The 26,890-nt window shown below is 56.1% G+C and carries 16 protein-coding genes and 3 pseudogenes; 7 read left to right on the top strand and 12 right to left on the bottom strand.

Features of this window, described 5'->3' with window-relative positions; all coding sequences use genetic code 11:
- Positions 1 to 58 precede the first annotated feature (58 nt).
- The 3 genes and pseudogenes from BN1188_RS22190 to BN1188_RS00130 form a co-directional block, all read right to left on the bottom strand.
- Positions 59 to 829 (bottom strand): annotated as a pseudogene (locus tag BN1188_RS22190) (PAS domain-containing protein); the annotation flags it as partial.
- Between the two features lie 351 nt (positions 830 to 1,180).
- Positions 1,181 to 2,806: a putative bifunctional diguanylate cyclase/phosphodiesterase gene (locus BN1188_RS00135; protein ID WP_052469084.1), complete on the bottom strand. Its 1,626-nt coding sequence runs from the start codon at positions 2,804 to 2,806 to the stop codon at positions 1,181 to 1,183.
- 171 nt (positions 2,807 to 2,977) lie between these two features.
- Positions 2,978 to 3,649: pseudogene (locus tag BN1188_RS00130) on the bottom strand (tyrosine-type recombinase/integrase).
- A 275-nt stretch (positions 3,650 to 3,924) separates the two neighbouring features.
- Between BN1188_RS00130 and BN1188_RS00125 the strand changes: the two are divergent.
- Entirely contained in the window at positions 3,925 to 5,145 is a 1,221-nt protein-coding gene (locus BN1188_RS00125; protein WP_052469083.1) for a GAF domain-containing sensor histidine kinase, read from the top strand.
- A 68-nt stretch (positions 5,146 to 5,213) separates the two neighbouring features.
- Here BN1188_RS00125 and BN1188_RS00120 read toward each other — a convergent pair whose 3' ends face one another.
- Positions 5,214 to 6,176 carry a tyrosine-type recombinase/integrase gene (locus BN1188_RS00120; protein WP_040259149.1) on the bottom strand — a complete coding sequence of 321 codons (963 nt, stop codon included), beginning with the start codon at positions 6,174 to 6,176 and terminating at the stop codon, positions 5,214 to 5,216.
- 197 nt (positions 6,177 to 6,373) lie between these two features.
- On the opposite strand from BN1188_RS00120, the gene BN1188_RS00115 reads away from it, so the two are divergent.
- On the top strand, positions 6,374 to 6,712 hold the full coding sequence (locus BN1188_RS00115; protein ID WP_040259148.1) for a hypothetical protein: 339 nt from the start codon (positions 6,374 to 6,376) through the stop codon (positions 6,710 to 6,712).
- A gap of 73 nt (positions 6,713 to 6,785) precedes the next feature.
- Positions 6,786 to 7,091: a hypothetical protein gene (locus tag BN1188_RS00110; RefSeq protein ID WP_148485222.1), complete on the top strand. Its 306-nt coding sequence runs from the start codon at positions 6,786 to 6,788 to the stop codon at positions 7,089 to 7,091.
- Positions 7,092 to 7,341: 250 nt separating this feature from the next.
- On the opposite strand, the gene BN1188_RS00105 is transcribed toward BN1188_RS00110, so the two are convergent.
- From BN1188_RS00105 to BN1188_RS00095, 3 genes are all read right to left on the bottom strand, one after another.
- Entirely contained in the window at positions 7,342 to 8,124 is a 783-nt protein-coding gene (locus BN1188_RS00105) for a hypothetical protein (protein WP_040259146.1), read from the bottom strand.
- 48 nt (positions 8,125 to 8,172) lie between these two features.
- Positions 8,173 to 8,865: a hypothetical protein gene (locus BN1188_RS00100; protein WP_040259145.1), complete on the bottom strand. Its 693-nt coding sequence runs from the start codon at positions 8,863 to 8,865 to the stop codon at positions 8,173 to 8,175.
- A gap of 527 nt (positions 8,866 to 9,392) precedes the next feature.
- Positions 9,393 to 10,265: a BrxR family helix-turn-helix transcriptional regulator gene (locus tag BN1188_RS00095; protein WP_040259144.1), complete on the bottom strand. Its 873-nt coding sequence runs from the start codon at positions 10,263 to 10,265 to the stop codon at positions 9,393 to 9,395.
- 116 nt (positions 10,266 to 10,381) lie between these two features.
- On the opposite strand from BN1188_RS00095, the gene BN1188_RS00090 reads away from it, so the two are divergent.
- The 3 genes from BN1188_RS00090 to BN1188_RS00080 all read left to right on the top strand — a co-directional run bounded on the left by BN1188_RS00090 (position 10,382) and on the right by BN1188_RS00080 (position 14,475).
- A complete protein-coding gene (locus BN1188_RS00090) occupies positions 10,382 to 11,473 on the top strand; it encodes an ADP-ribosylglycohydrolase family protein (protein ID WP_232430875.1) in 1,092 nt (363 codons plus the stop codon).
- A gap of 223 nt (positions 11,474 to 11,696) precedes the next feature.
- The gene (locus BN1188_RS00085; RefSeq protein WP_040259142.1) at positions 11,697 to 12,797 is read left to right on the top strand and encodes a hypothetical protein; all 1,101 of its coding nucleotides are present in this window, start codon (positions 11,697 to 11,699) and stop codon (positions 12,795 to 12,797) included.
- 55 nt (positions 12,798 to 12,852) lie between these two features.
- Complete coding sequence (locus BN1188_RS00080) at positions 12,853 to 14,475, top strand: hypothetical protein (RefSeq protein WP_040259141.1); 1,623 nt, start codon at positions 12,853 to 12,855, stop codon at positions 14,473 to 14,475.
- Positions 14,476 to 14,976: 501 nt separating this feature from the next.
- On the opposite strand, the gene BN1188_RS00070 is transcribed toward BN1188_RS00080, so the two are convergent.
- Positions 14,977 to 15,564, bottom strand: a complete 588-nt coding sequence (locus tag BN1188_RS00070) for a hypothetical protein (protein WP_052469082.1) — start codon at positions 15,562 to 15,564, stop codon at positions 14,977 to 14,979.
- A gap of 2 nt (positions 15,565 to 15,566) precedes the next feature.
- Positions 15,567 to 16,352 (bottom strand): hypothetical protein, encoded by a 786-nt coding sequence (locus BN1188_RS00065; protein ID WP_052469081.1) that lies wholly within the window; start codon positions 16,350 to 16,352, stop codon positions 15,567 to 15,569.
- Between the two features lie 556 nt (positions 16,353 to 16,908).
- Between BN1188_RS00065 and BN1188_RS00060 the strand changes: the two genes are divergently transcribed.
- A complete protein-coding gene (locus BN1188_RS00060) occupies positions 16,909 to 18,939 on the top strand; it encodes a S1 domain-containing protein (RefSeq protein ID WP_040259140.1) in 2,031 nt (676 codons plus the stop codon).
- A 371-nt stretch (positions 18,940 to 19,310) separates the two neighbouring features.
- Here BN1188_RS00060 and BN1188_RS00055 read toward each other — a convergent pair whose 3' ends face one another.
- The 3 genes and pseudogenes from BN1188_RS00055 to BN1188_RS00045 all read right to left on the bottom strand — a co-directional run.
- On the bottom strand, positions 19,311 to 24,845 hold the full coding sequence (locus tag BN1188_RS00055) for a DEAD/DEAH box helicase (RefSeq protein WP_040259139.1): 5,535 nt from the start codon (positions 24,843 to 24,845) through the stop codon (positions 19,311 to 19,313).
- Positions 24,845 to 25,618, bottom strand: a complete 774-nt coding sequence (locus tag BN1188_RS00050) for a hypothetical protein (protein ID WP_187375302.1) — start codon at positions 25,616 to 25,618, stop codon at positions 24,845 to 24,847. Before BN1188_RS00050 ends, BN1188_RS00055 begins: the two co-directional genes overlap by 1 nt.
- Before the next feature lie 261 nt (positions 25,619 to 25,879).
- Positions 25,880 to 26,890, bottom strand: a pseudogene (locus tag BN1188_RS00045) (hypothetical protein); the annotation flags it as partial.

Below are 26,890 nucleotides of genomic sequence, written 5' to 3'. Positions count from 1 at the left end.
CTTTGGAAACGTCATAAGCCGTTACAGCCGCTTCGTTAACCTGTGTTTCCCGATTCACTTGCTCAGTGATGACGGTGGCAAACTTTACCACCTTGTATAAAACGTTCTGTGTGTCGCGAACAGGGTTGTAGGTTGCTTCAAGCCAAACGTCTCGTCCTTGCGCGTCCCGACGCTTGAACCGGCCTCCCATCACCTCGCCTTGATTCAGCCGACGCCAAAACCCTGCGTACTCCGCAGAAGCTGCTTCGGCAGGTGTACAGAACATCGAATGGTGCTTGCCCTTGATCTGGGCCAGGCCATAACCCATGGCTGCACTGAACGGTGCGTTGGCCGTTATGATGTAGCCTTTCAAGTCGAATTCGATCACGGCAGTAGAGCGTTGTAAGGCCGCAATCAAATCCTCGTTCTCGCGCGCGAGCTCAGTGGCCTGCGTGACGTCGGTACCGATGCAGACCACGCTGATGACCTTGCCACCGGTATCCTTGATGGGCTGCCAATAAGCCTGAATCCAAACCAATAAGCCGTCCGGGCGCAGGAATCGGTACCGGTCGGAAACCGCAATACCGGCACCGACGGCTTGCCGGAGGTTACGAAAGCAGGGCAATGTTTTCACGTAATCAGGGACAAGATCGCCCATGAGACTGCCGTTTACCTGCTCAACAGAGCGGCCCAGAAAGTCGGCAAATCGTTTGTTACATTCAACAATCCTGTAGTCCAGATCAACGCTAAACTTGATCATCTCGGCGTCCAAGCTGGCCTGGATTTGCCGTAGCAACGCCAACTCACTCGCGTTACGACGCAATTCGTCCTTTAGTGCGGTGTTGAACATTGCGGCCACCTGTGCTGATTATGAAAGCGCTATCGGCACAGGCACGCATTTCTTTAATGGAACGCTTGTCTGGTTCGAAAATATGCTAGGACGCTATTAAATCAGATGGTTACGGTCCGCATGGCTGCGCGGCAGTGCTGAACGGCCGCTCGTTGATTCCAAGATCCAGGAATTGGTTAAGTTGTAGAAACCTGTTGATCATGAACCGTCCCTTTACAAGCCGGGCAGTGCATCCTTTGCTGTGTAGCGTATCGATCTGACGAAATGGAACCAGATTGCTTTTAGCTTAGGTAGGCACAGCGTAGTCGCTGCGCCAGTAACATGAAAAATCCGTGCTGAATCAAAGCGGATTCAGCGTGCTCGACAGGACGTATCAACAGACGCCCCAACGCTGGTTGCGCCAAGCTCCAGCGCTTCATGACCGGACTTTGATAAAGCTCCTAGGAACTCCCTTAGGCGCGTTTCGGAAAGCGGTTCACTGAACAGAAACCCTTGAGCCATGGAACAGCCTGCTTCACTCAGCCACTGCGCCTGTTCCTGCGTTTCAACTCCCTCCGCAAGGGCGGGCAGGCCCAAGCCTTCACTTAGACGAATGACGGCACGGACGATACGAGCATTCTTGTTGTTTTCAAGAACGGTGCTGATGAAGGTGCGATCTATTTTAAGTTTGTCAAAATTGAAGTGAGCCAGTTGAGCCAAGCTGGAGTAGCCCGTCCCGAAATCGTCCATCACCATACGGATGCCTATGTCATGCAGCGCTTCTATGTGCTTGCTGGCCAATGCCACATCGCTCACGACGGCTGTTTCGGTCACTTCCAGCTCCAGCCTGCCGGATGGGAAACCGCTTCGCTGTAAGGCACCCTGCACCCGGTTGACGAGACCTTCATCGCGAAGGTCCATCGCGCTGAGGTTGAATGCAAGCCAGAGGTGTTCAGGCCAGGCTGTTGCTTCTCGACAGGCTCGCTCCAGCAACAACGTGGTCAGCTCACGCATCAGACCGGATCGCTCCGCAGCAGGGATAAAGTGTAAGGGTGAAATTGGTCCATGAACGGGGTGATTCAGGCGGGCCAGGGCCTCGAAGCCAACAATGCGCCCATCCTCTAGAGCGACGATTGGCTGATACGCCAGGCTCAGATAGCCATTGTCCAGCGCTTCACGTAGTAACTGCGCAACTTGTGATTGCTCTTCCAAATGAAAATCCCGGTGCGGGTCGAAAAACCGAACCGTATTCTTACCGTCATACTTACCCTGATACAGCGCGAGATCGGCCCGACGAAGCAAGCTGCTAAGGTCCATCCCGTCTTTGGGATACTGGGCAACGCCATAGGTGCCTCCCGTCCCGAGACGTACGGAATCAAATACCATAGGGCTTGAAATCAACGAGGCTAGTTGATTGAGCAACAGACGGGCAGATTCAGCTGTTTTTGCTGAACGAATGATCAGCGCGAACTCATCTCCACCCAGACGACAGGCGAAATCCCCACTTGGTAAGCTTGTACGGATACGATCCGCCAACTCCTGCAACAGCCGGTCGCCATAGCTATGCCCATAGACATCGTTTACGGATTTGAAGCCGTCAAGGTCAAACAGTACAAGAAAGAAGGGATCATTGGGGCACAGTCGGCGCGAATGGAACTCCAAGTCTAGCCCTCTGCGGTTCGGCAACCGGGTCATGGAGTCATGGATGGCCATATCGATAGCGGCTTTTTCGGCGGCCCGGCGACCGACAATTTCCTTGCGAAGCTCGAGGACCCGTCGGATACCAAAGGCAAATCCACACCACCCCATGACGACGAAGCCCAGGATGAATTCGTCTGACTGCCAGCTTTCGTGCCGATCATTGAAGCGAGTGAGTGCTTCATAGAGGTCGAAGTGGATGCCTGTCCAAAGCACAAAAGTGCCTAGACAGGCGATGACGAGAAGGTCCAACCAAGCTTGGTGGAGGCTGAAGAAGCGGCGGAATACACGGTAGGCCATAGGAATTCCATCATTTGGGCTCTAACCGTTAGCTATCGACACGGCCCAACTTTTCTTAAAGACCGCTTGTCCTCCAAGCCAATGCTAGCGGGCTCGTGTCGCCAGCATTACTTAGCCAGGGAATCAATATCTCACCTTGTACGTAGGTGAATCCTCCGGCCGGTTCTGCCGCTAATCATAGATCCGTTTGGTACTGATGTTCGCATGCCCCAATCAGGCCTGGACCTTCGCAATGTCCGCCTCATGCTTCACAGCATTGGTGGCCGCCGTGGCTCGCAGACCATGCACGCCAAGACCCGCGACCTTGATGCCGGCTTTCTTCGCGTACGCTTCTACCAGGGTATAGATCCTTAGCGGCGACGCCAGCGCCGGTCTGTCGGCCGCGCAAGGGCATGAACAGCGGTGCTTTGGGGTCCGTCAGGTGATGTGCTTAGCGCCCAGTTAGGCATGCATGCGTTCGCCGGTCATGGCGTGCAACGGCAAATAATGCACCTTTCCGCCCTTCCGTTGCGCCAACAAATGCTCCATCCCGCGCCGCTCGAGTATGTTGCTTGCCACCGCCAACCGCGTTGTTTCCAGCAGGTGGTCGAAGAGGCTGGCCAGCGCCGCCAGCTTGCGGCGAATGGTGGATCTGGCCACCCACGGCGTTCTAGGTTGGCCCGCTAGGCCAGGACGTATGCACGGGTGTCCAGGCGAAAATCCTCCGTACCGGTCAGCCCTATAAAAGACGAGAAATCTGTCAGGCCATCTGATACGCACGGCATGTGCGGAGGTTGTCGATGTTGGCAAACCATTCTACCGCGGCGGGCACCCGCCTAGGTGCTGAAATTCTACCGCCGTCAGCCGCCGCTCCCTTCACCTTCCTGATATCAATCTCAACGGTGCGCTCCTTAACTGATCGATTCCGATCCTATTTGCCAGCGGGTACAGCGCCGCGCAGCGCTCGAGCCCGAGTTTCGTGAACTGACGATCATCAACAAGCCGTTTTCAGTGGCTCGACTGGACAGTGCGATACGGCAAAGCTTAACCTGAGCTTCGCTGCGCCTATGGCCTCTTGTCCCGACCGTTAAAGGTAGCGTCCCTTCCCTTATACGCCTTTGGATAGCGATCAAAGTCCTGTGACTGATTCCTCTCTCAGCGCAAAGCCAGACGCGCCTGATTTTTCCGACGCCATCGCCGCCGTTCAGAAGATCGATTCGGTGCCGTTGATCCTGGAAATGGTCAAGCAGGCAACGGGGATGCGGTTCGCAGCCGTGGCCCGGGTTACGGATAAGAACTGGGTGACCTGTGCGGTTGATGACTCCATTGATTTCGGTTTGATACCCGGCAGCCAACTTGAGTTGGGAACCACGATCTGCCACGAGATACGGCAGAACCGAAAGCCCGTCATCTTTCCCCACGCGAGTAATCACCCTGTCTTCTCACAGCACCACACGCCTAAGCTGTACGGGCTAGAGAGCTATGTCTCCATCCCCATCGTCACCGCCGATGGGGACTTTTTCGGTACGTTGTGCGCGATCGACCCGCTTCCCGCCAGCTTTGACGAAGCGACCGTGTTGAAGACGATGGGGCTTTACGCTCAGTTGATTGCGATGAACCTTGATCTGCACAAAGGATTACTCACGTCCGAACAGGCCCTTGTCGACGCAACCGAAGCCGGAGTGTTGCGCGAGCAGTTCGTGGCCGTACTAGGCCATGACTTGCGAACCCCTTTAAGTGCGGTACGGCTGAGTGCGGAACTGCTGGAAGCCAGAGTTAATGAGCCACGCAGTGTAAAAATGGTCCGGGCCATTCGCCAGAGCGCGCTGCGGATGAGCAGCCTGATCGAGGATGTGCTTGATTTTGCCCGTGGCAAATTGGGAGGAGGGATCCCTGTCAAACCCGTGCTGACTGATGATCTGCAGGAGCAGTTCGAAGCCGTGCTCATGGAGCTGAGGGTCGTGCACCCGCATGCGCAGATTCTGGAAACGTTGCATATCCCTACCGGGCTCTATTGCGACCCCAATCGATTAGGGCAATTGCTGTCCAACCTGGTCGGCAATGCCATTACGCACGGGGCAAAAGGCACCCCGGTTAAGGTGCGCGTTAACACGGTCGGGCAAAACCTGATGCTTTCGGTGCACAATAGCGGCCCTGCGATTCCTGCAGAGGTATTGCCCTCGCTTTTTCAGCCGTTCAAACGCCCTGAACTGGGCCACCGCGAGGATGGATTAGGCTTGGGGCTCTACATCTCGAATGAGATCTGCGTAGGGCACCATGGAACGCTCCACGTTACCTCAAGCAATTCGCACGGCACCGAAATCGTGGCTACCCTTCCCTGCCAGATGCAGTGGACTTAAAGGATGTCTGCTATCGAGTATCAACGCTTAGGCAGGGACACCAAACCGCGTAGTGTGGAATCGGCGGTTCAATACCGGACCTTATAAGTAGGTGAATCCTCCGGCCTATTCTGCCGTCGATCATAGATTCGGGTCGTGCTGATGTTCGCATGCCCCAGCCACGCCTGGACCTTTGCAATGTCCGCCTCATGCTCCAAGGCATTGGTCGCTGCCGTAGCGCGCAGGCCATGCACGCCCAGGCCATCCACCTTGATACCGGCTTTTTTCGCATACGCTTCGACCAGCTTATAGATGCCGTCCGCCGTGATGCCGCCTCGATCAATTGGGCCGCGCAGCGGTAGAAACAGTGATGCCTTCGGGGCGACCAGGTGATGCCCGGAACGCTCCAGGTAGTCGTGGATGCGGTCCGCCGCTACGGGGTGTAAAGGTAGATACCGCACCTTGCCGCCTTTGCCGTGGACCCGCAAATGCTTGATGCCGCGGCGTTCCAGGATATCGCCCACCGCCAGTTGCGCCGCTTCCTCCCGGCGCAGCCCGTGGTACAGCAGCACGGCCAGAATGGCCCGATCCCGCAGTGCCTTCAATGTGGCCGCGTCCGGCGCATCGAGCAGCGCTTTGGCCTGGTGATCGCCCAGCGCTGGGGTCTTGCCTTCGTTGGTTTCGATCCTGGGCCGTTTCACGCCATGCACCGGGTTACCGCCCGCGACGGCGTTGCATTCCAACAAATGGTCGAACAGGCTGGCCAGTGCCGCGAGTTTGCGCCGGATAGTGGCCCCGGCCAGACCGCGCTGTTCCAGCTGCGCCCGCCAGGCCAATACATGCGCACGGTTCACCCTGCGAAAGTCCTCGGCGGTCGTGAGCCCTATAAAGGACGAGAAATCCGCCAGGTCGTTCTGGTAGGCACGGCGCGTGCGAGGGTTATCAATATTGGCAAACCATTCGACCGCCGCCGGCACCGTGGCCAGGTGCTGAAACTCGACCGCCGTCAACCGGCGTTCAACCGCCTCCTGGTGCACCGTCAGCTCATCCATCTCCCCTGCCCTCTCCAAAACGACCCAAACGGCATGCTAACCGAAAACTCTTGATAACCTATTTTATCAATAGTAAAAAATTGATTTCTACTCGCAATTGCAAATACCTATTGCAAGTTGCATTTTATAATGCAATTATGCTTGCAGTGGGTTATGCATGTGGCAAGCGCCCTAGGCCCTTCTATAGAGGAAACCTCATGAAAATCTCCCTTGTTCTTACTCCCGAGCTTGCCGCTTGGGCACAGCATGAAACTGATGCTTCGGAGACGATCCTGACGCTCTTGCGAGCACATGTGAACAGCATTAATACCCCAGCGAGTCGCGCCGCGGCGGTCCTCAAGGAAAACGTTCCCAGATTGCCGGAAGATATGGAGTTCGAGATTCCGCAAATCATTGGTCCAGCGATCTGGCAAACCTTGGATCGCTCCAGCAGGGTAATTTTTGGGAAGCAGGTGAAACGCGAGGCTGCAGAATTTGGGCTGGAGTTTGTCCGTACCACGGTTTCCCGCCATGCGGTCTATAAAAAGCGAGCATAGCCGGCTAGCCAGTTCAAAAACACATAGCATCACCAGCCTGACAAGGGTTCTTAAAGAGCGATAAGGGGGCAGCATGAAAACATGGGGAATGCGTAGCGATTTTGCCTATGAAGGCACTGTACTGACTGGCACCACGATCAAATTTGGTAAAACAGGCAAGACCTACGTAAGCGCCGAGCAATATGCCGCGCTCAGAAAGCATATGCTCAACCGGACAGTGCTTATCGGCACCTCGCGGACGGACACTGATCCGGAGAGCCTGGGCGCTTGGCTTCAGGCGAACGTAACCCCCGTGGCCATCGCTTCGTACGTAGGACCTATTCTGCTTAACGGGTATGCGGAGCGGCTGGATCGAACCCATATTCGTATAGTGCGTTAGGCCTATCAGCCCAGGTGACGAACCGGCCTCAGCAGGCTGAGGCGTTCCGCGTAGGTACTGTCCAAGTTGCGTATACAACGCGCTTCGGTAGAAAAAGCGGCTGTGAATACCAGAGCCGCACGGGCTGCTAAGCAGCAAGCTGGACAGGCCAGCACAGGAGAGATGTATTTCCGCCACCTCAGGCGGTGACTACCACTACAACAACCGAGATCCATCCTGGCATCGTGCTGGAATCGATCCCGGGATCACTTCATAAAACCTTCGCTTCGCTTCGCAGCGTGGCGAGCTTGGCCAGGATCCGTGCCTTGGCTGCATCCAGAACCATCGGATTGGTCTTGCTCGACAGCTTTTCGCGAGGCTTATCGCCCAGGAAATAGCTGATCCGCTCTGCGTTCGCTCCGGAAGGATGAGGAAGGCCATCAAGGAGCTGCTCCGGCTTCAGCAACCCTTGAGCCTGGAGATGATGGAAGGCTTCGGTGACCTTCGGGCCGAGAGGGACATAGATGCACATCGGGCCCAGCACCCTGATCTCTTCCGCCAGGTGTGTTTCGATCTGGCTCCGCAGGCTCGCACGGCTGAGCATGGCAGGGCTGCCACTGTAGTTCTGACCGTCCAGGAAAACCGGATAACGAAGTGCCGAGGTGTAATGCACTAGGTGCCGGTGTGAGTCGAACAGGCGTGCACAGCTGTCGATTCCCAGCAGCGTATGAAGGCCCACATGATCGAGCATATTGATGAGGTTGCTGCGCATGGGCCCGGCAAAACTGGCCGTTTTCTTGGCTGCCTGCCTGGCCTGTTCGAGCGAGGCCCCCTGGCGCAGTTGCCTGCGGGCTTCTGCCAGGGCGCGACTGGCCTGCTGCAACCCGGGGGTAATGCCACACAGCACGACCCTTGCTGCCGTATTGATGTGATCGAACGGGGCATAGAAGGTCTGCAAGCGACCCTCGGTCGAAAGCAGCAGCTCCGTCGGCAGGGTCTTTGTGAAATCGTGGGTGGAACCGGATAGCAGGATGCTGAACCGTTCTAAGCTCATGGTGAAGTCCTTTTTAACGATGGCTGGGTTGGGACAGGGAAGCGAACGTCAGTCAACCCGAGTGGCTACAAAGCCGCGACGGCCTTTCAGCCAGCGCAACGCCTCGTGGGCGTCGACCACTGTCTGGTTCTGTTCCTTGCGGGTTTTTAGCTGATCTGCCGCCGTGGGTTGGGCGGCATTGCGCACGGCTCGCTCGGACATCTGCCCCAGGAGCGCGATCTCTTTCAGCGTGAGGTATCCGGTATGGGTCTCTCCACGAAGGATCATGGGGATCCCCTCGTGCTCTTCGAAATCAGGATCGGTGCCCAGGTCAAGGCGGGCCCGTACCAGCGCATGGAAGAACAGGCGTTCGAGCCTCGTGGGTACAGCAGTCTGGTGACCCCGAACCTCCGGCGAAAACAATTCGATACCTGGTCGAGCGGACAACAGCAGAATGGCCAGGCAGCTCCAGTTGTCATTCATCTGGTCTTGTTCCTGTCCATTTCTGGCCAGTCGCAGTCGTCCGTTGATTGCATAGTCATAGCAGTCATTGGCCGCCAGCCGTACCCGCTCTTCGCCGTTGAAGAGTTGATCCAGGCTTTCCAGCTTGGCCGGGTCAATCTCACCGTGGAAGCCCATCAGCGAAGCGCCGAGCCACCCCAGATACGCGGCCTCTGCGTCCGAAAGGATATCGTTCAGGCCAAGCGTGGTCTCGGTGGTCAGAAAATTGTGTTCGAATTTGTCACGCCAGAATGTGCTCACGGTTCGCTCCTCAGGTGATGTGAACAGAGCTTAGAGCGCTAAAATTACATTGTCAATGATTATTATATGACATCAAAGAAGATTAATGGAGGGTCTGACGGCGTACTAATGCCGACCCGGAGAAGGCGGGCGTCCGGCCTCGGCGTTATGCTGGAGCTCGGAGAAGCCTATGGGAGGAAGTGTTGAAGGAAAATCGAGCTGCCATGAACGAGCCTGTGCTGTCGTGTGCAATCTTGCCAAGCGTGCCGGTCTTTGTCGGCCAAGCCGGAGAACGCGCGGGGATAAGCTTTCTGGCGTTTTTCACGGTCACGATCAGAAACCCAAAACACGATGCGCCAGTGCTCGCGCAGCCAATGAGTTTTCGACCTTTGCTCCGATGGCAGGCCGACCTTACGCATCGGGTAGTAAGCGCCGCCAATGCAGCCTGCAAGATCATGACCTATCGCTATGAAGCACAGCCGCCGCGGTGCGATCGAGATGAACAAGACAGAATGAACGCAGCACGGGCGAGCGGCATACAACCTGGATCAATCATACAGCCAAGGCTTCAGCTCCTTGAGGTTGCTCACCACAATCTGCTGGGCTTCGGGCTTGGGGTCGAGGTTCTTCGGGTCTATCTGATAGCGCTGCAGTACGTATTTCACCAGTGCCTGCCGGCTGGGAATCACCAGCTGGCCGTCGACCATCCCATAGTCGGTTTCGATGATGGTTTTCTGGGCAGGGGCAAGCCTTTCGTCCGGGCGAATGATGACAGGAGCCTCGGTGTTCCAGACCTCGTCATCTCCGATGCCATTGTCGGATTTCCCCAGCAGCTCGGGTACCCCGCGCAATCGGCTGAGCACAAAGTCGCGGTATGCGCGGTTGCGCTCGCAATAGGCGCGGACGTGCCAGCGCATCCCGGTGTACACCAGCGTGTGAGGGGCAATAAGGCGTACCTCGGGATCTGGCCGGGCGAGTGAGACATACTCAGTTTCCAGACGCAGCCCTTCCCGGCAGGCCTTGAGTAGGGGCCGCAGGATCTCGGCTTTCACCGATCGGTCGGGGACTTCGAGCACCTTGGTATGTGCGTAGGCCAGTGCTAGGCCCTCGATGTGCGGAGCGCGTTCATTGTTGTGATAGAGCAGGTGCAAATAGGCACTGGCACTGTCGTCGATGAACAGCGGCTTGAAATGCCTGCTTGGTACGTACCCCTTCACCTGCTTGTCATATGTAAGGTTTTTGGGCGCATGCTCGACCATGTAGGTGTTGATGTCCTTGGACGCCTGCTGACGGCTGATGCCGAAGCTTTGCATCAGGTGCCCCGTGGTGAGCCGGCCTTCCCACCAGACCACGGTCTCGATCAATCGATAACGCAACGCCAGATCCCAGCGGACCTGCGCGATGGACTGTTTGCGTTTCATTGCCTCTCCATCTGTGCGAATACCTTACCTGTACAATTCCACATTATGGACGTGTCCATCAAGGCTACATATCGTGCGGCCTTGCCCGTAAGAAGAATATCATAATGGACACGATCATGGCCGTTTGCAGGACAGGCATGGAAGGCGCCGGGACCTTATCCCGTCTGGACCGTATCAAGGGTTGCCTGCTGGGCGGTGCGGCCGGCGATGCGCTCGGGGCTCCGGTGGAGTTTCTGGAATGGAATGCTATCCAGGCCCTTCATGGCCCGGATGGGATACGCGATTTCGCGCCGGCCTATGGAGGGCTTGGCACCATCACGGATGATACCCAGATGATGCTGTTCACTGCCGAAGGATTGCTGCGGGCCTACGTCGAAGGCAGTAGCTACGGTCGCCCTCATGTACCCAGCGTCATCAACCAGGCCCTGCTCCGCTGGCTGGGCACCCAGAGCTGCCAGAGTGAACTGAAAGTGCCCATGGACGGCTGGCTGGTTCGTGAGCCTGGGCTCTGGGAGCGACGGGCTCCTGGGACCACTTGCCTTCAGGCTCTCCAGGCAAGCCAGCGCCTGGGGACGCCGGCCCTGAACAACAGCAAGGGATGCGGCGCGGTCATGCGGGTAGCGGCCTGCGGATTCTTCGGGAACGCCTTTGAGTTCGCCGCCATGTCAGGCCGGCTTACTCACGGCCACCCCAGTGGCTACCTCACGGCAGGACTGTTTGGCGACATCCTGCAACGGATGTTCGACCACGAAAACACCTTGGAGGACGCCATCACCGAGAGCCTGATCGTTTACGGCAGTCTGCCGGGATTGGAAGAAACGCGCACGTTGCTTGATCGGGTACTTTTCTTTTCTTCCGAGGGTTACCGGCCGACCCCCGACAGCCTCGCGGAACTAGGCGGTGGCTGGGTTGCCGAGGAAGCCCTCGCTATTGCCGTCTGGTGCGCGCTCACCGCCGAAAACTTCGAAGAGGGCGTCATCCGCGCGGTGAACCATAGCGGTGACAGTGACAGCACGGGTCTCCTTGCCGGCCATCTGCTGGGACTGCAGCACGGCATTCAGGCTATCCCGGAGCGCTGGTACCGGCAGCTGGAACTGCGAAACGTTATCGAGCGAATGGCTGCGGATATCGAGCGGGTTCCTCGTGTTTTCTGCGGTTGCGGGGGGAGCTTCGACGAGGCAATCCTGAATGACTATCCATTGAACTGATTTGCTCCGTCCTGCTAAGCCATACGATCGTTTGTGCAGGTTGGATCACTTTTTTGCCAAGCGCCCTCAAGTCCGCCGCGGCCAAGCCGAATACTAAAGCGCCAGCATACGGAATGAGCAACCCCAACGGGCAATCCAGTTCCGTGATCGCTGTAATCCATTTTGATAATCCACGCCCCCTGAGAATTCAGGTGCTCGTCCTTTTCGTTGATAGGAGCTCGCTATGCCTCTTCCCTTTATCCTAGGTGCCGCAGCCCTAGTCAGCGCTGCCTACGGTGCCAAGAAAGGCTATGACGGTTACCAGAAGCATTCGGAAGCCGATGATTTGGTCAATGCGGCCAAGCAGCGCTACGCCAAAAACAGGGAAACCTTCGATAAACAGGAAGAGGCTACAAACCAGGCACTGGAAGCATTAGGTAACCAGGAGCTGGCTATCGGCAAAAGCTTTGACGACTTCAAACACCTTGCCGAAAAGCTGATGAAAGAGCTGAACGCAGGCCGCCAGAAAAAGCTGGAAATCGATTTTCCCAAGCACAAACTCAAGGACGTGGAGAACTATAGCTACACAGCCATTGGAGTTTTGGGCGCTACGGCTGGTGCAGGGCTAGCCGGCGCTGCGGCAGGTTTTGCAGTATATGGGGGTGTAATGGCCCTTGGCGCGGCCTCCACAGGCACGGCCATATCTTCTCTCGCAGGCGTAGCCGCGACCAACGCTACGTTGGCTGCCATCGGCGGCGGGTCGCTAGCTACGGGCGGCTTGGGAATGGCAGGCGGTACGGCGATTCTGGGCGCCGCCGTGGCGGGTCCTGTGTTGGCCATCGCTGGCTGGGCTTATAACAGCCATGGTGATGAAGCCTTGAAAAACGCAAACAAGGCGAGCGGCGAGGTCGATAGCGCAATCCTCAAATTGGAGAAGGCGCGTAAACACCTGAGCCAGACCGAAGACTATGTATTTAATATCAGCGATGTGCTCCGATCGCTGAACAAGCAGTTCAACCGCTATTTCGATCACTTGAAGGTGGTCAACGATCATATCGAAGACCTCAAAACCCGTGGCGTCAACGTAGCCGTAGAGCTCGCCAAGCTAGACGACTCAGTCATGCAGATGATCAATCACGGCTATGCGCTGGCCTATATCATGGTTGACGTGATCACCACGCCGTTGTTCAAGGTCAGGAAGAAAGACGGGCAGGTGATCAATGATGAAAACGGGGTGCCGGTAATGGACACCGATGCTGACGGGTCCATGGTCCTGAATAGTGAAGAACTGGACAAGCAGATCGCTGAGGCCACTGCAAAAGCAAGCGAGATCGACGCTGCCTAACCCCCAAGGGGGCCTCAGCGGCCCCGTTCATCTATTTTCTGCTATGGACGCAACTATGCATGCCGCCGCGCAAGACTTCCCGTGGACCGAAGAGCTCGAAAAAACTGTAGTTAACAGCTTGGTCACCAGCTTTGGGTTGGACTTCCTGCTGTTCCAGGACAAGGCCGGGGGTGAAGTAGATACCATCCATAACGTACGCCAAGGCATCTGGGCAACCGAAGCCGAAAAGCAACGCTATGAGCAACGCGGCAAGTACGAAGGCACAGCGTACCACCAGCACGAGATCTACATTGCTACCGGGCGCGCCGATAAGAAGCAGCATGAAGCTGGCACGCTTCATGACGCTTATCGTAAAAAGCAGCTAGAGGCCAATGCCTCGCGTAACCTTGACCATGTAATCAGCGCCAAGGAAATCCATGACGATGCCGGGCGCGTGCTTGCCGGACTGGATGGCATACAGCTTGCCAACCAAGCGAGTAATCTGCAGTCCACGCATGAGACGGTCAATAAATCGAAGAAGCAGGCCCCGATTGACGACTACCTGCAAAGACTGCCGGGTCTGATTGTTGCCCACGAGCAAACGCTGGCCAATGATCGTGTGCGTTTGGCCTCCCTGCCGCGTGAAACACCGGAACAGCTACATAAGGTCCGTACTCTGCAGGATAAGATCCGCAAGAACGAAGCCAAGATAACGGAACTGAAAGCAGTGGACCCTGAAGCGATGCGTAAACGCGATGAGCAAGCACGCGCGCCCTACGAGCAGCAGATCAATCAGGAGTATTACACCAGCAGCAAGTTTCTTAAGCAAACGGCCAAGGCTTCAGGCATGGCAGGACTGGCCATGGGTACCCGGCAAATGCTGGGTTTGGTGATGGCAGAGATATGGTTTGAATTGCGTGAGCAGTTGCCGGCGCTTCTCGGCAGGCTCAAGGATAAATTCACCCTGGAGGCATTCCTTAAAAGCATCGAAGATACGCTTAAAGGTATCTGGAGCCGTGTTCAAGCACGCTTCAGCGCGTTTCTCTTGGCCTTCAAGGACGGTGTTTTTGCGGGAGTACTCAGCAGCCTGACGACCACCTTGTTCAACATCTTGGTGACCACGCAAGCGATGGCGGTTAAGATCATCCGCGAGGTTTGGGGTCAGTTGGTCAAGGTCATCAAACTCATGGTCTTCAATCCGGACCAATTGGGCTTCGTCGAACTTTGCCAAGCTGTGGTAGTTTTATTATCCGCAGGTGCCGCTACAGTGGCGGGATCGGTGGTCTATACTCAGCTATTGCCAATGTGCAGCTTCCCGTTCGGTGCCGAATTAGCGGCCTTCGCCAGTGCCCTTGTTACAGGCATCACCAGTCTTGGTCTCACTTATTTCTTGCTGCACAGCTCGGTGGCTCGCAAGCTATGGGCCTATATCGAGTCGATCATGCCCCATGCTGGTACGGTCAAGCAATTCCAAGCCGTCAATGCCGAGCTGGATCGTTACCTGGCTCAACTAGCAAAGGTCGAATTCAACCTGGACGTCGAGGAGTTACAGGCGTTCTCGACTGAATTGGAAGCTTGTAGCAATGAGCAGCAGCGCGGAACTGTCTTGAAGCGAGCTGTCGATGCTAGGGGTATTGAATTGCCCTTTGAATTCGACAATCCCCAAAGCACACGCAACTGGCTGGCTTCCCTAGTATGACGTGGCCAGCATTCCCCTGTAACGGTTGCGGCAAATGTTGCCGCAACGTGCGTCTGGCCAAACAAACGCAGTATCTGGACCGCGGTGATGGAACCTGCAGGCACTTTTGTGAAGCCACGAAAGGCTGCCGGATCTATGAAACAAGGCCTGCTATTTGTCGAGTAGATCTGCAATACGAACTGCACTATGCTCAACGATATAGCTGGAATGATTTTGTGGCTATAAATATACAGGTCTGTAGGGATCTGGCGGTAGAGTGAGGCTCAGAAGGGGTGCCTGTTTTCGCTACCGGTGAGCATCTTGTGAGGACAGCCTGCGGCAATATAATGTCGGTTCTATCAATCGCTAGGTTACCGATTTTTCCCGCTGGTAAATGTAATATGAGGGCTATTTATATCGGGTGTTATGGTAAACCACTCGCGCATGCACGAAGGTGTGCAGATAACACCGGTGCATAGCGTCCATGGTTGACCTGTCATCCGGGGTTTTCACGCCCCTCATTCATGAGCTTGGGTAAGATACAAACCTGTTGATCATTTCGCAGATGAGCTCTGGCGAAGCAATGAAATCCACGAGCTGTACGTCCCACCACGTTCCTTCCAACGACTCTGTCAGCGTCGATATGGAAAGCGAATCACCTTCCGGGAACTCAGCCTTCTCCCAGTGAGCCTGTACATCGGTACCAGCTCCGTCCTTGAGCCAGTAAAGATAGACTCTGACATTGGGCGTCATTTCTTCGAGCTTCAGCGGATCAGGCTGCCCACTTCCCTTTCGATTCGGTTTGAGAACCGCAGGCTCAGTATGAAGGTGAAATTCGAAAATAGCAGGTTGTGCGCTGTCAGCCCTGATGTACATAAATTTTGCATTCATCAACGGCAGGTAATCCCAAGTCCACTTCCGGGATGGCTTGGTACCGGAACGTGACGGACGTTCGAAATCTATAGGGTCCCAGGATCCGAACGTGCCACCGAATTTCTCCGCTATTTCGTCAAACGACGGCAGGATCCGTTTGTAGAAACCTGCAAGCAGTCGATGGGACCGCTGTACCTGGTTGACAAGAAGATTCACTTGGTCGCGATTCATTTCCATGATTATTCATCCGACTTGAAAGCTTGAACCAGCGGCATCAGGGATTGCCAGTCAATGACTCGTGCTGCATTTTTGCAGCTGATCGTTGATCGCCAGTGAGTAAGTACGTCAAAGGAGTCGCTAAGGTCTTCAACCGGCGAGAGGTGGCTAAAAAGGTCACCGAATGGTGCGCGCTCGTTTGCCATTCCGAACAGACCAAATGCATCAAGCCAGTCCTGAATGATGCGTGAATCCTGGATACAAGCATTGGCCATCATTGCGCCCAGCCCGCGCATGACCTCCCACCATTCCCTGCAAACGACACGCAAGCGAGCGTCGGAAAACTCCAGCTGCAGGGCCGCCACCATCTCGCTCGAATGGTTTGGATTTCTTCCCAGCGCGAGAAGTACTATAGGGCTTGCCACGTCCTCTTCAAGCTCAAGCGCTCGAACCTCAGCTCTCCATTGCTCAAGCCGCTGAACGCCAGCGTGAGGGGGCTTCACTTCCACCATCACTCGATGCTTCGGATAGTTTATGAGCACATCGGGCTCCACGAACCCCCGGTGCTTGCCGGAATGCAATTTTGGCCAAAATTCGATCGTTTGGAGCGTTCCTAACTCGCTCGCGATTTCCCCACCGAGCAACAGGCTTAGAAATGCATTGTGTGCATCGGCCGTAAGATAAGGCAAACGTCCGAACAATACGCCAGTCAGCAGATCCTCGCGCTTGCGGAAGAGTTCGCGCCAGGCCACTGCCTTACCTTCTATCTCTACCCGCCCGGCTTTACCATGCAGCAATGCTGTTAACATCTCCGGCCCTCGGATTCAGGTTTACGGTAATTAACATGAATACACGCTCGATGACGAGTCCTTCGAGCATGCGGGTCTGGTCTTGGACCACGATGGATTTGAGCTGATCGACTGAAGAGATATCCGCAGCCTACCTGCATGGACAAATGCGGTACAACTCCCTGCTTCCATCGCATCAGGCACCATTGACCGCCACCGATTGCCTAAAGCTCGGCGACCTGGTACACACGATACGGGAGGAAGAGCACCTGTAGCCCGGGCGGTTCCAAGGGCGAGCGGGCCAATGGCTGACGTGCCTAGTGTCAGCTGCGTTCGGTAGCCGCCCGCACTGACCGTCATCGAGTAGTGTGAACACTACGGCACTCAGCGATGGCCGGTTGCACTGTCGTCGGGCCAAGCCCAGGGTCCACTTGAAAAGTTGGCCGACCGCTATCATGCAAACAACCTTTTTCATTAAACTCGCTAGGCGTGCAAGATTCGAAAGGCGCTGTTGAGTCTTTGACTTAGCCAGCAAGCCGACCTCAAGCACGTTTACTAGGCGGATGAAATCGACAGCATGGACACGATGATTGAGAAGAGCTCAGGGACGCGTATATTTGCGGAGCAACCAACGCTAGGTGAGTTGAAGTGGTTCGGTGGACATAACAAACAAACCGGCCGGGAAAATGACTATGGCTTCATAGCTGGACCGAATGGAGATGTGTACTTCCAGCAATCGCAGGTACTGTCCCCCCTAGAATTTCTGTTGCCCGGTTCAAAAGTCCTCTTCTGCCATATGGAAAGCCGCAAGGGCAAACCAGCGGCGGGCTCGGTGCAGGTGGTTTCCCAGATACCGGACGCCGAACTCATAGCGCTGTTACCGGCTTTTGCCTCTGTCCCACAAGACCTGTTAAGCGTCCTCCTGTGCAGAACCACATTATCGCCCTGTGAGAACGAAGCTCTTGGGGCAGTGGCTGCTCTCGCTGCAACGGCCATTGCTCCCGATGTCCTTGAAAAATTCTGGAGCAGATTCCCGCCGGCCGGCCCAAGTGATTTACTCTTCCACCATGCACCCGCCTCTGTGCAGGCCCAGGTGTACAGACGTTATTACAGAAATTTCCGGGAGCAGCTCCACACGCTATTTTCGTCGGTAACGGTGATGAAAACGTCCTTGAAAGCTGAAGAGGTCTATCCCGAGCTGGACCAAGCGGATGAAAACATCGCTCAGCATTGGGCGGGAGAACGCGAAAACGATGCACTGCTGGCAAAAATGCTCTCGGCTAGAGGAGCGGAAAGGGCCGCTAAAAAGTTTTACGAAAGTGCTGGATGTCACGTAGAGGACATTTCCATAAAGCAGCTAGGTGGCAGCTCCGACGATTGGATCACCCATGATCTACTCGTGGATTCATCGATCTCCATCGATGTGAAAAATGCAAGGCGTCCTGTAAACGGGCAGCGATTCTATGTCGAGCACACGGTAGCTAGGTTCAAGCTCGACCGTAAGGACAAGCAGGTAAGAATAGCGGGCATTCTTTCGCCGTACCTCAGTCTCAACTACGTCCGCAAGCCCGGCAACGCCAGCTTCAGGGTCGGCAACCTAATATTTCTCGGTGAAACGAGCAGAGAAAGCATGGGGCAGCTAGCCGACCTGTTCGGCACCTCGACCTTCGAGGTAACCAGGGACTACGAGCGCACGGTACCTAACTGGGTATTTAGCTATCCGCAGACGTGGTACCGGGCGTTGCGGCAAGCCGTGAGTCGCTTTACGCTCGAGTGTGAGTGGCCTGTTGAGCAAGCTTGGGAGCATGTATTGAACGAATCGGAGAGAACCACAGCTATTCCCGCTTTATGCCTAGCAGGCAAACCGCTGCCTGCAATCCTTTCTTCCAGTCTCCGGGGCTGGCAGCAGGGTTTTTATGCAAGGCTGCAACAATTGTTGAGGGGAACGCCCAGCCTGCCCATGGTTTTCCTGGGGGTGCTCACAGACTTCCTTGAGCAACTGAAAAACCATACGCCCGACTTCTCGCCGGACGACTATTTCCCTCTACTTTTCGCCAAAGATATGTCCTACCCAGTCGGTGCAATAGACCCTCTGGGCCTTGTCCGCGGGCTTATCGGTACCTTGTCGATTCTGTGGAACAACCGGGAAGCGACGGATCTGAATGCCCTCAGCAGTTTCCGTTTCAGCGGTCTGGGGTTGCTGCAAGGCCGAGAAAAGAACCGCACGTCATGGAAAACCATTGTCGCCTATTGTGGCGGTATGGCCTACCAGATGGACAGCGATGGCCACGTCATGCTCGATGCAGACGGAGCGCCAGTGCAGACCAAAGGTAAATGTGGAAACGCACCGCTGATCATAGGCGTAGCTGCCAACTGCATGACTTGCGGCAAGCTGGTGTGTAGCCTTTGCGGGTTTTGCAGCTTGGACTGCCAAAAGCGCGGCTTCGCCAGAAGGGCCAAAGAGGCCAGAAGCACTCGCCCCAACCGATCCGCAGCCCTCCTAGGCTCGCGTTACAGCGAGGTAGGCACCCCCCCCAGATGGGAGGACATTCCGCTTGAAGCTTATGCAAATGACTTCGACAAAAAACCTTTCAAGGGCATCAGCTAGCAACCTCAGCTGCCCTACTCACATTGGCAAGACGATTTACCCACCGGCTGAAAACGGCTGCCGGTGTGTTGAAAAGCCCGCGGCCTATCTAACCAGCACAGACTGGCCCACCTGAGAAGCCCAGCCTGTTTGATGTGCGCCCGGATGACCGGGGTATACCAGATTACAGAAGGCATGCGTCTTTGCTTTCCATTTCCACTGGCCTGCCCTCTTCGTTGGCGCCGACGCCGAATTGACCCAGTTACCGGGACTCTTCTGACCCAGTCAGATCCTCCTGAAGGATTTCTGTGCTGGGTTTCTGCCAATTGGAATTAGGTCAGTCTTGCATCGGCACGTGGGTCAATTCGGCGACGGTGCCAACACGCTATGAATTATTCGAACAATTCCTTCACCCTCTGGTGAGCACCAGACATATCTGACCGCAGCAAGTACTCATTCAGCGCAAGATGGCCATCTACGCCCTTCGCCAATGCCACGGTATGTACGAAATCTGGTGTATCAATAAGCCCGGGGAAGCAGCCGACTGCCAGGCTTCGACCATTACGCTCTACCAGCATCGGCACTGACGCCACGACACCGAATGTACATTGGTAGCCGTCAAGCTCAAGGCTCGCGCGCAGTTGCGACAGTGTCTGCCATTGCTCATCCAAGGCCGCGCAACCAGGCTCAATGCCGTGCACCGCGTACTTCAACAACATTGCACCAAGATGTCTGTCCAGGCGGTGCTGCAGATGTTGATTGTGGAAGTGATTCAGACATTCGGTGCAAGACGTTTCGCAGTCGCAGCTTTCCAAGAGTCTGAGAGTTGCCACGAGGATTTCTTCGATGTACTTGGCAGCTATCTCCGCATAGCCTGCCCCTCCCGACAGGGTGTCATAAAGGAACACTTCCAGGATTTTTGCCTCGCCTTGCACGCCAGGGTCAATCCTGAAGCCCGAACCGAATTCTGAGGGGTCGAGATCGAGTTGCCGGTGACGGCTTGCCGCTAGTCGCAGCGCCTCCGCAATAGAGTGCAAGGCATCCTCAAGAATCTGCAGAACCACAACCTCAGCAGTGTTGCTAACCAATGGCGCTTCGACCTTCAACCTGAGTAGCAGCAAGTCCGTCTTGAAATCATGACCGAGTAAGACCCTGTCAAACCTTCCAGAGCAAAGACTCGGCGTGCCCTTCGGACTCAACAGCTTATAAGGGCGCTCATGAGGGCCAACATGAGCGTTGTGGTCGAACACTGATGCATGACCGCATTCTACACACACCGAGAATCCACCGAACTCGGCACCCTCGATACCCCGGTTGACCGTGACCAGTGTCTGGTTTGTCTCATACGTAAAACTCGCTTTCGGTCCGCAAGCTTGGAAAGTCAATTCATTCGGGTTAACGGGCTGCGGAAACTGCGCCATGGTGGCGAAGGTGATTTCCTGCTCACGATCATTCTCTGGTAAATCTTCTGCCTTTTCTGGGCCGAATACTTCCGGGAGAATCATCGTCTCCGTGGTGAGCTCGCCACCACAAACAGGACATGGTCCATGGTTAGCAACCAGTGAATTGGGGTTACGCACAAAAGAGCAGGTCTTGCAGTGAACATGACGCTTAGCTTTTTTGAAAAGTGCTGCAGCACGGTTCACCACATTTCCTGGCAGGTCAGCGAACACCCCACCCGATCGGTAGGTATGCCGATCGATGACGATGAGTCGTCCCGGTGCGTATTCACTCAGCGCTTTCGAAATCGATTGTTGCGGCCGTTGAACCGTCTGGATCTCCGCCATGCCATTGACCTTGGCAATTTTTTCTACCAGGAAACTGCACAAATCTGTTGGAAACGCATACGTGGGCAGCAAACTGTGGTGGAACAAAAACTCCAGCAGTTCCTTTTGCTCTATTTCAGCCGCGGAAGCCTTACTCTCATCGTCACCGGCTTCATCCGCCGCATCACCCTGGTCGCCTTGATTGATCGCCTGTTGCGGTAGCTTTGCCGCCAATTCATGCAACTTTTGCATCAGGCCGAGCGCAGTGTCTTGAAGCCACTCCGCCAAGGTGAGACCTTGCGTGTCGAGATTCGGCGGTAACCACGCCAGGACCGAATTTTTTAGAGGGGCGTTATCCTGAAGTAGCTCGCTCGAAACCCATGACTTGAACTGTTCCAGATTGAGGCCGGAGTCGGTACCAGCGAAAAAGAAATCATGGGTCGCGCCTAATGCTTTCTCGAGCAATGCGGTCTTGGGCTTAGACAGCAACGTCTTTTGCGCCATGACTTCGTGGAAAAACGTTTGGAACAGGTACGCATGAACGTGACGACGAGCAATTTTCTCGTTGTCCACTTTGATCTCTGGGGTTCGCGGTGGTCCGGCAACTATCCGTCGCGGATTGAGGAAGTAGTGGCTGTCGTGTGGTCCGTTTTGCGAGTAGGTGACAACCGTGGAAACGGAGGAACCGCGGCGCCCCGCCCGCCCCGCGCGCTGCTGATAGTTTTCTCGTTGAGGGGGTACGTTTCGTAGTGCAACCGCCACCAATGAACCAATATCGACGCCCACCTCCATCGTGGTTGTGCAACTCAGCACATCTATTGGGCGATCCTTTGGATCAATCAGAACGTCTTGGAACCTCAGTTCATAAAGCTCTGTCGTCGCATGGACCTTGCTCCGATCGCGATTCGACAACTGCGCCGTATGCTCTTCCACGTTGAGATTCGTGAGCCTGGCGCCGGGCTGCAGGGCTTCGCGTACTGGCTCGCGCCAAAGTCCCTTGCGAGCGGATAAGTACTCACTGGTAGCAGGATCCACAAGCGTGGCACGATCACTTCCGCACGCCATGCAAATTTTGCCCGCTAGCGCGAGCGGTGTCACGGCCGTGCATTGGCCGCATTGCGCCCAGATGTACTCAAGGTCCACCACTAGGCTAAGTGAGTTAGGTGACAAGAACCAGGCGCCGTTGTCTTCGTCAGCAAGATGGTTGCGGAAGGTCGCTTCGATGGCTTCAAGCGTTGACAAGCTTCCTGGCAACTGGGCTGCGAGCGCCTCTCTCAGCGCCTTGTCGAACATGCCGTTGCTGCCCCACGATGGTTTTGCGTAGCCCGCCGCTTTGTAACGGAGGATACGATCAATTGATTTATCAAACGCAAAATCCTGCAGCAACGTTTCTATCCAGCCAATGGCCAGCGCTCGCAGGTCTTGTTCCGATAGTGATACACCTGCGGCACTGAGATCCAGTTTGATTCTCTTCAGTTTGGTCGCGACTGGCTCGACATAGCCGATGGTGGTCCCAGTCAACGAGTAGTAGCTGCTACACAGTAGTTTGAGCAAGGCAATGCGATAGCGTGATGGCAGGTCCGGGGGCAGTCCCTGTTGTTGAAGTGCCTCCTCCAAGTCGGATTCGCAATCGCGTTTGTACAGATCAATGGCATCGGCCAGCTTGCGCGCATCGATACCGTCAAACAGCGGCAAGTCAAACTCGGTGAGAACGGCCAGGAAGGCGGTGTAAAGCACTTGCGTAGGCCGCGGGTCGCGAGAAATCTCGCGCAGCTTGTAGCAGGCGAGTGCGATCGCTTGCCGGAACACATCTAATTCGATATCGCGCGGGATATCCCGTGCCAGGCGGGCTGCTTTCTGTCGGCCGTCCGAGAAGATCAGGACTTTCCGTCCGCCGTTGGGATGGCGGGAGTCCACTACTCTACTCTCAACCTGTCTCGCCATCTGGGTTCGAACCAGGGTGGTGAACGGTGCCTCCCCCTTGGTGACGTGGTCCATGATCTTTGAGGGCTCATCCTTACCATTGCGGATCTTTCGTGTGCAGACGGGGCAATTGTCAAAGGTAATCGGCTCCCCCACCGGTGGCTTGTCCGGTACCCGAACTCTGCGAAACCCCTCCACCCCTTCCTGGCTGGTGGACCTCATGATGCCCGTCGAAATATGCAGCCATTTATCACGGTGTCGACTTCGCGGATGGGTCGTTTCTTCGACGAAAATATCCACCGGCATCAGCGCTGCAATGCCAGTTTCGGAAAACGGGCCATTGGGTTGGTGCCAAACAAAATCCATCTTTGCGTTCACGTAGCCGCGAACGAAGGCAGCGCCGCAATCGCGATGGGTCAGAAATTCGAAGACACGACCTCTAGCCTCGCAGTTACATTGCGTCGAGGGTTTGGTGTGCAAGCGCCCCAGAATGGTCGGGCCTTGGTGATTCCCTTGACGACTGGAACAATTAGGATCGATGCACGCATGGAGGCCCGGCAAGCCTCGATGAAAAAGATGGAGCCGCGTTGGTAACAGAACCCGACCGTCTGCGCGTCGTTGCGCGTGGCTGCCCAATGCCAGCAACGCATCGGTGGCCTTCTCTGCGATGTTTTTCGAAGCTTGACCGAAGAGATTTTCGCCGAGGTCGTCAAGCTTTTCGGCTTTACCTGATACCAGCTCGATCAGTCTTTCCAAGGGGCCGAACCCGGTGAGGTTCTCGAACAGCCAATTCCGCAGCGAGGCGTGATCCGAGCCTTGGAACGCGGCCCAGCCAAGTGCTTGAGCCAAGTCGTTTAGCGCCTGAGTGGCCGCTGATAGGTCGTTTGCCGCGCGCTGGAACGCAGGCAGATCCAAGGCGGCCAGTCCGTGCATCTGCGCATCGGTGATGCTGCGATTACCTGACCGAGGTTCATGGGTGCCCTGAATCACGCGGAGACAACGCGGTGAGCTCTCAAGTAACCCGGTCAAGTCACGGGCAAACCGCTCACCGTTGGCCGCCGCATCGGCTTCGCTGCCCAAACTTGCACTGGTAAGAATGCAACGCATACGCTCGCGTGGAATGTCCAGGCGAGCGCAGAGTCGCCGGATCAGTAGCGCAACTTCTGCTCCACCCGCTCCGCGGTACATGTGTGCCTCATCGAGGACCAGGATGAACTCGTTGCGAACGTCGCTTTTCAACCAGTCCTTGGTCTGCTCGAAGATACCCCGCTCGATAGGACGCATGAGCATGTATTCGAGCATTGAATAGTTGGTAATCAGCAGTTCGGGGCAGCGTACCTGCATCTCGTCACGCGTCATCAATTCACGGTCGCCAGGCTGCGTACACAGGCGCCCTTTCCAGTTTTTGGAAATGAATTGTTTGCCTTGCCGTTTACCCGACGACCAGGTCTTGGTTTGCACCGAGTCATCGGCATAAAAGCCGACGAGATCTTTGCTCGGCCAGCGTCCGATTCGAGCGAGTTCACCCTGTACCGCAGGAACGCTGGCAACCTTTTTGTAGAACTGTTCGAACAGCGGCTTGATGAAGCGCTCGTCGCGGCCACTGTCTCGCTTGCCCGGGTAAGGCGTGCGTCCCGTGTAACTGCCAAAGCGAATCGGGTATGTCCGGCCTTGCTGCAGGATACCCGCGGCGTCGGCGTTGCCAAAGATGCGACGGATTCGCGCCAGTTGATCATTGACCAAGGCGTTCATGGGATACAGGAGCATGGCTCTGCACCCGGGCATCGATGCGGAGACTGGCCGCTCTGCGCCCTCAATTGCCAGAGAACCAATCACTGGCATCAGAAAGCTCTCGGTTTTTCCTGAGCCTGTGCCAGTGGCGATGACCAAATCCGCCGCCTCTTTACCCAAGAATGCAGTCAATGCCTGCGATTGGTGCTCATACGGGCGGGGATAGAGCCCCAACCCCATCTCTGACAAGTCACTCAACGCTGAAGCGGCTGCAGGCGGGATGGCCAGGCCCTGATAGGCTTCACCTGTCTTGTAGACTTGCGTGGCCTCAACATAGGGGGTCTGGGCAATTGTTTCGTTGGCTTGCAATAGCGCGTGCCGCTCCCTGACCAGTCCTTCATCCCGGATGTGGTATTGCGCTTCGATGTACTGTCGCAGGCTTTCGGCGAGACTTTTCGCGGTCTCGTGCACCCCGGTCGCCTCTGCTGTCATGGACGTGCTGTTCATCAGATCCCTCTTTGTGCGCCTCGGCGCTCGACCAAAACAATGCCTAATCCCTCAAGCGCAGTGCGCACGACGGGGAATGTTTCAACAGGTATTACATGGGTTTTTAACCCAACATGCTCGCCCTCGGCTTTGGGTAATTCCCAACCAAGCAGCAGTGCCTTCTCCTGCTCAGGCGGAAGCCGGCGATACGATCGCAAGGTAACGAACCGTAGGGATGTTTCTGTTTCCATCGTACAAGGCCGGCCCGCCTGGAGATCCAGATGGAAGCGCAGACGGCGCACATCGGACGCCTCAATGGACGCCTGCTGTTCAAGCCGACCGCAGCGAAAATTGCCGATGAAATAACTGACTGTGCTCCCCGTTTGGCACTTACCTAATAAGTGGCCGGAGGCTCCGGGGTGGCTCACCAACTCAGACCAGCGCCCTTGTACATACACCGATACGGGCTCGAGTTGCGAAGGGCAGAAGGTAAAACGCTTGGCCGCTTGCAAGAGAAAGCGAGAAGACCAGGTCGCCAGCCCCTCGAGAGGTGCACCGATCCAGTCGCTCGGATCGCCCACGTCCAGCCAGCCTTCGCAGAGTGCCGTCGGTACCACGCGTACTCGCCCAAGTGCCATGGTCTTAACGCTTTGAGGGAAGCGTGGTGAAGGTCCTCCCCCCAGCACAACCGCGTAGCCGTCCAGCGATCTGATCGCTCGAGGAGGCGGAGGCAGCCACCCTTTGTCAACTCGGACCAAATCGCCGATCTGTCCTAGGCTGTCGAGAATACTCATTACGCCGGGCCTGGCCTCAGCGTCTTCCAGCATGCCTGGCCAGACTGGCGCCAAGTGCCTTCGGGCCACGCTGGTCAGGCTGAGCGAGGCCGCAGGCGCCCATGCACCTTGGCTATTAGCTGGCATCGCGCACAAGAAGCAGGCAGCCCGGAGACACTCCGCGATGGCGGCAATCCGTAGACCTTCGCCTTGGGTGGTGCAGCCTAAGCCCTTGGCCAAGATGCCTCGCGCCTCGTGCTGGGACAGTGCCTGCCACCTCATCTAGACGCTCTCGAACTGCGACGTTTCAGTCTGGTGTTGTTCCATGATCCGCTCTGCCAGACGGGCTAAATCGTTTATAGGGCCACCTGCGCTTTTCGCCCAAGGCAGTGCCCACGTCGTCAACAGAGCGTGCAGGTCCGCTTCCTCGCTGCCACCTGGTGCAGCCCGCAAGCGCAGATAGGCCCGTTCGGCGCATCGTCTCCACAGGCTGCCCGGCTGGAAGCCCGCCTCTTCAATCAGATCCTTCAGTTCCGTCACAATGGCACCGGGGACGTCGCGGACAAAACCCTCAAGCTGGTCCCATGAATCTTGTGCGAGGTGACCATACTTTACATTGACCAAGCGGGAGGTCACGCCACGCATGGGTAGTGCGTCGGTGTCGAAGACCGGGCCAAGTTCGGCAAGGGTGCCACCGTCGGGAAATGTTGCAGGTCCTTGGGCCCACGAGACGATTAGCGCAAGTCGAGGATAAACGGCCATCGCCAACTGACGGCGGGTAATCACATCGCGAATGGCGGAGCCATAGACCTCAAAAGCGGAGCGATTAGCACCCTTCAGGGCTAGGCAGCCCGAGGTATCGCCCACCATTTCTAGGCATTCCGCCGCCGCCTCATCCGAAACCAGGCCGACAGGTACGCGCCACTCATGATAGGTTGATCCCCCTACGGCCGCCGCCACTGCGTCAACAGCCACGTCCGCCAATGACCCAGTAAACTGGATCAACTGACCGGCAGCAAGCGCGGCGATGATTTGACGTGCAACGGTCAGCGCTACACCCTTGACGAAACCACAGGCTTGCAGGTTGATGGTGATCAAATCACACGCGGTCTCTACCTCGAGGATCTCGACAAGTGGCCCCTGAGGCTCCGCTTCAAACAGACGAACCTGCGACGTAGAGGCGGTTTCGCGCCGTGCTGTGCCAACACTACCCTGCAAGGCTTCCAGGCGTTCCGACAGCCGCGCAACCGCCTCAGCGGTTTCCACCCATGCTATTTCTCGTGCAGTAATGGG

The sequence above is a fragment of the Pseudomonas massiliensis genome (genome assembly GCF_000826105.1).
GTDB lineage: Bacteria > Pseudomonadota > Gammaproteobacteria > Pseudomonadales > Pseudomonadaceae > Aquipseudomonas > Aquipseudomonas massiliensis.
Note: the sequence above shows the minus strand (reverse complement) of the source record. Positions and strands in the feature narration are given on the sequence as shown.

What these genes read in the sequence shown, in the direction of transcription:
- BN1188_RS00135 (WP_052469084.1), bottom strand. Translation starts at nt 2,806, where the DNA reads ATGGCCTACCGTGTATTCCGCCGCTTCTTCAGCCTCCACCAAGCTTGG.
- BN1188_RS00120 (WP_040259149.1), bottom strand. Translation starts at nt 6,176, where the DNA reads ATGGATGAGCTGACGGTGCACCAGGAGGCGGTTGAACGCCGGTTGACG.
- BN1188_RS00115 (WP_040259148.1), top strand. Translation starts at nt 6,374, where the DNA reads ATGAAAATCTCCCTTGTTCTTACTCCCGAGCTTGCCGCTTGGGCACAG.
- BN1188_RS00110 (WP_148485222.1), top strand. Translation starts at nt 6,786, where the DNA reads ATGAAAACATGGGGAATGCGTAGCGATTTTGCCTATGAAGGCACTGTA.
- BN1188_RS00105 (WP_040259146.1), bottom strand. Translation starts at nt 8,124, where the DNA reads ATGAGCTTAGAACGGTTCAGCATCCTGCTATCCGGTTCCACCCACGAT.
- BN1188_RS00095 (WP_040259144.1), bottom strand. Translation starts at nt 10,265, where the DNA reads ATGAAACGCAAACAGTCCATCGCGCAGGTCCGCTGGGATCTGGCGTTG.
- BN1188_RS00090 (WP_232430875.1), top strand. Translation starts at nt 10,382, where the DNA reads ATGGCCGTTTGCAGGACAGGCATGGAAGGCGCCGGGACCTTATCCCGT.
- BN1188_RS00085 (WP_040259142.1), top strand. Translation starts at nt 11,697, where the DNA reads ATGCCTCTTCCCTTTATCCTAGGTGCCGCAGCCCTAGTCAGCGCTGCC.
- BN1188_RS00080 (WP_040259141.1), top strand. Translation starts at nt 12,853, where the DNA reads ATGCATGCCGCCGCGCAAGACTTCCCGTGGACCGAAGAGCTCGAAAAA.
- BN1188_RS00070 (WP_052469082.1), bottom strand. Translation starts at nt 15,564, where the DNA reads ATGGAAATGAATCGCGACCAAGTGAATCTTCTTGTCAACCAGGTACAG.
- BN1188_RS00065 (WP_052469081.1), bottom strand. Translation starts at nt 16,352, where the DNA reads ATGTTAACAGCATTGCTGCATGGTAAAGCCGGGCGGGTAGAGATAGAA.
- BN1188_RS00060 (WP_040259140.1), top strand. Translation starts at nt 16,909, where the DNA reads ATGGACACGATGATTGAGAAGAGCTCAGGGACGCGTATATTTGCGGAG.
- BN1188_RS00055 (WP_040259139.1), bottom strand. Translation starts at nt 24,845, where the DNA reads ATGAACAGCACGTCCATGACAGCAGAGGCGACCGGGGTGCACGAGACC.
- BN1188_RS00050 (WP_187375302.1), bottom strand. Translation starts at nt 25,618, where the DNA reads ATGAGTATTCTCGACAGCCTAGGACAGATCGGCGATTTGGTCCGAGTT.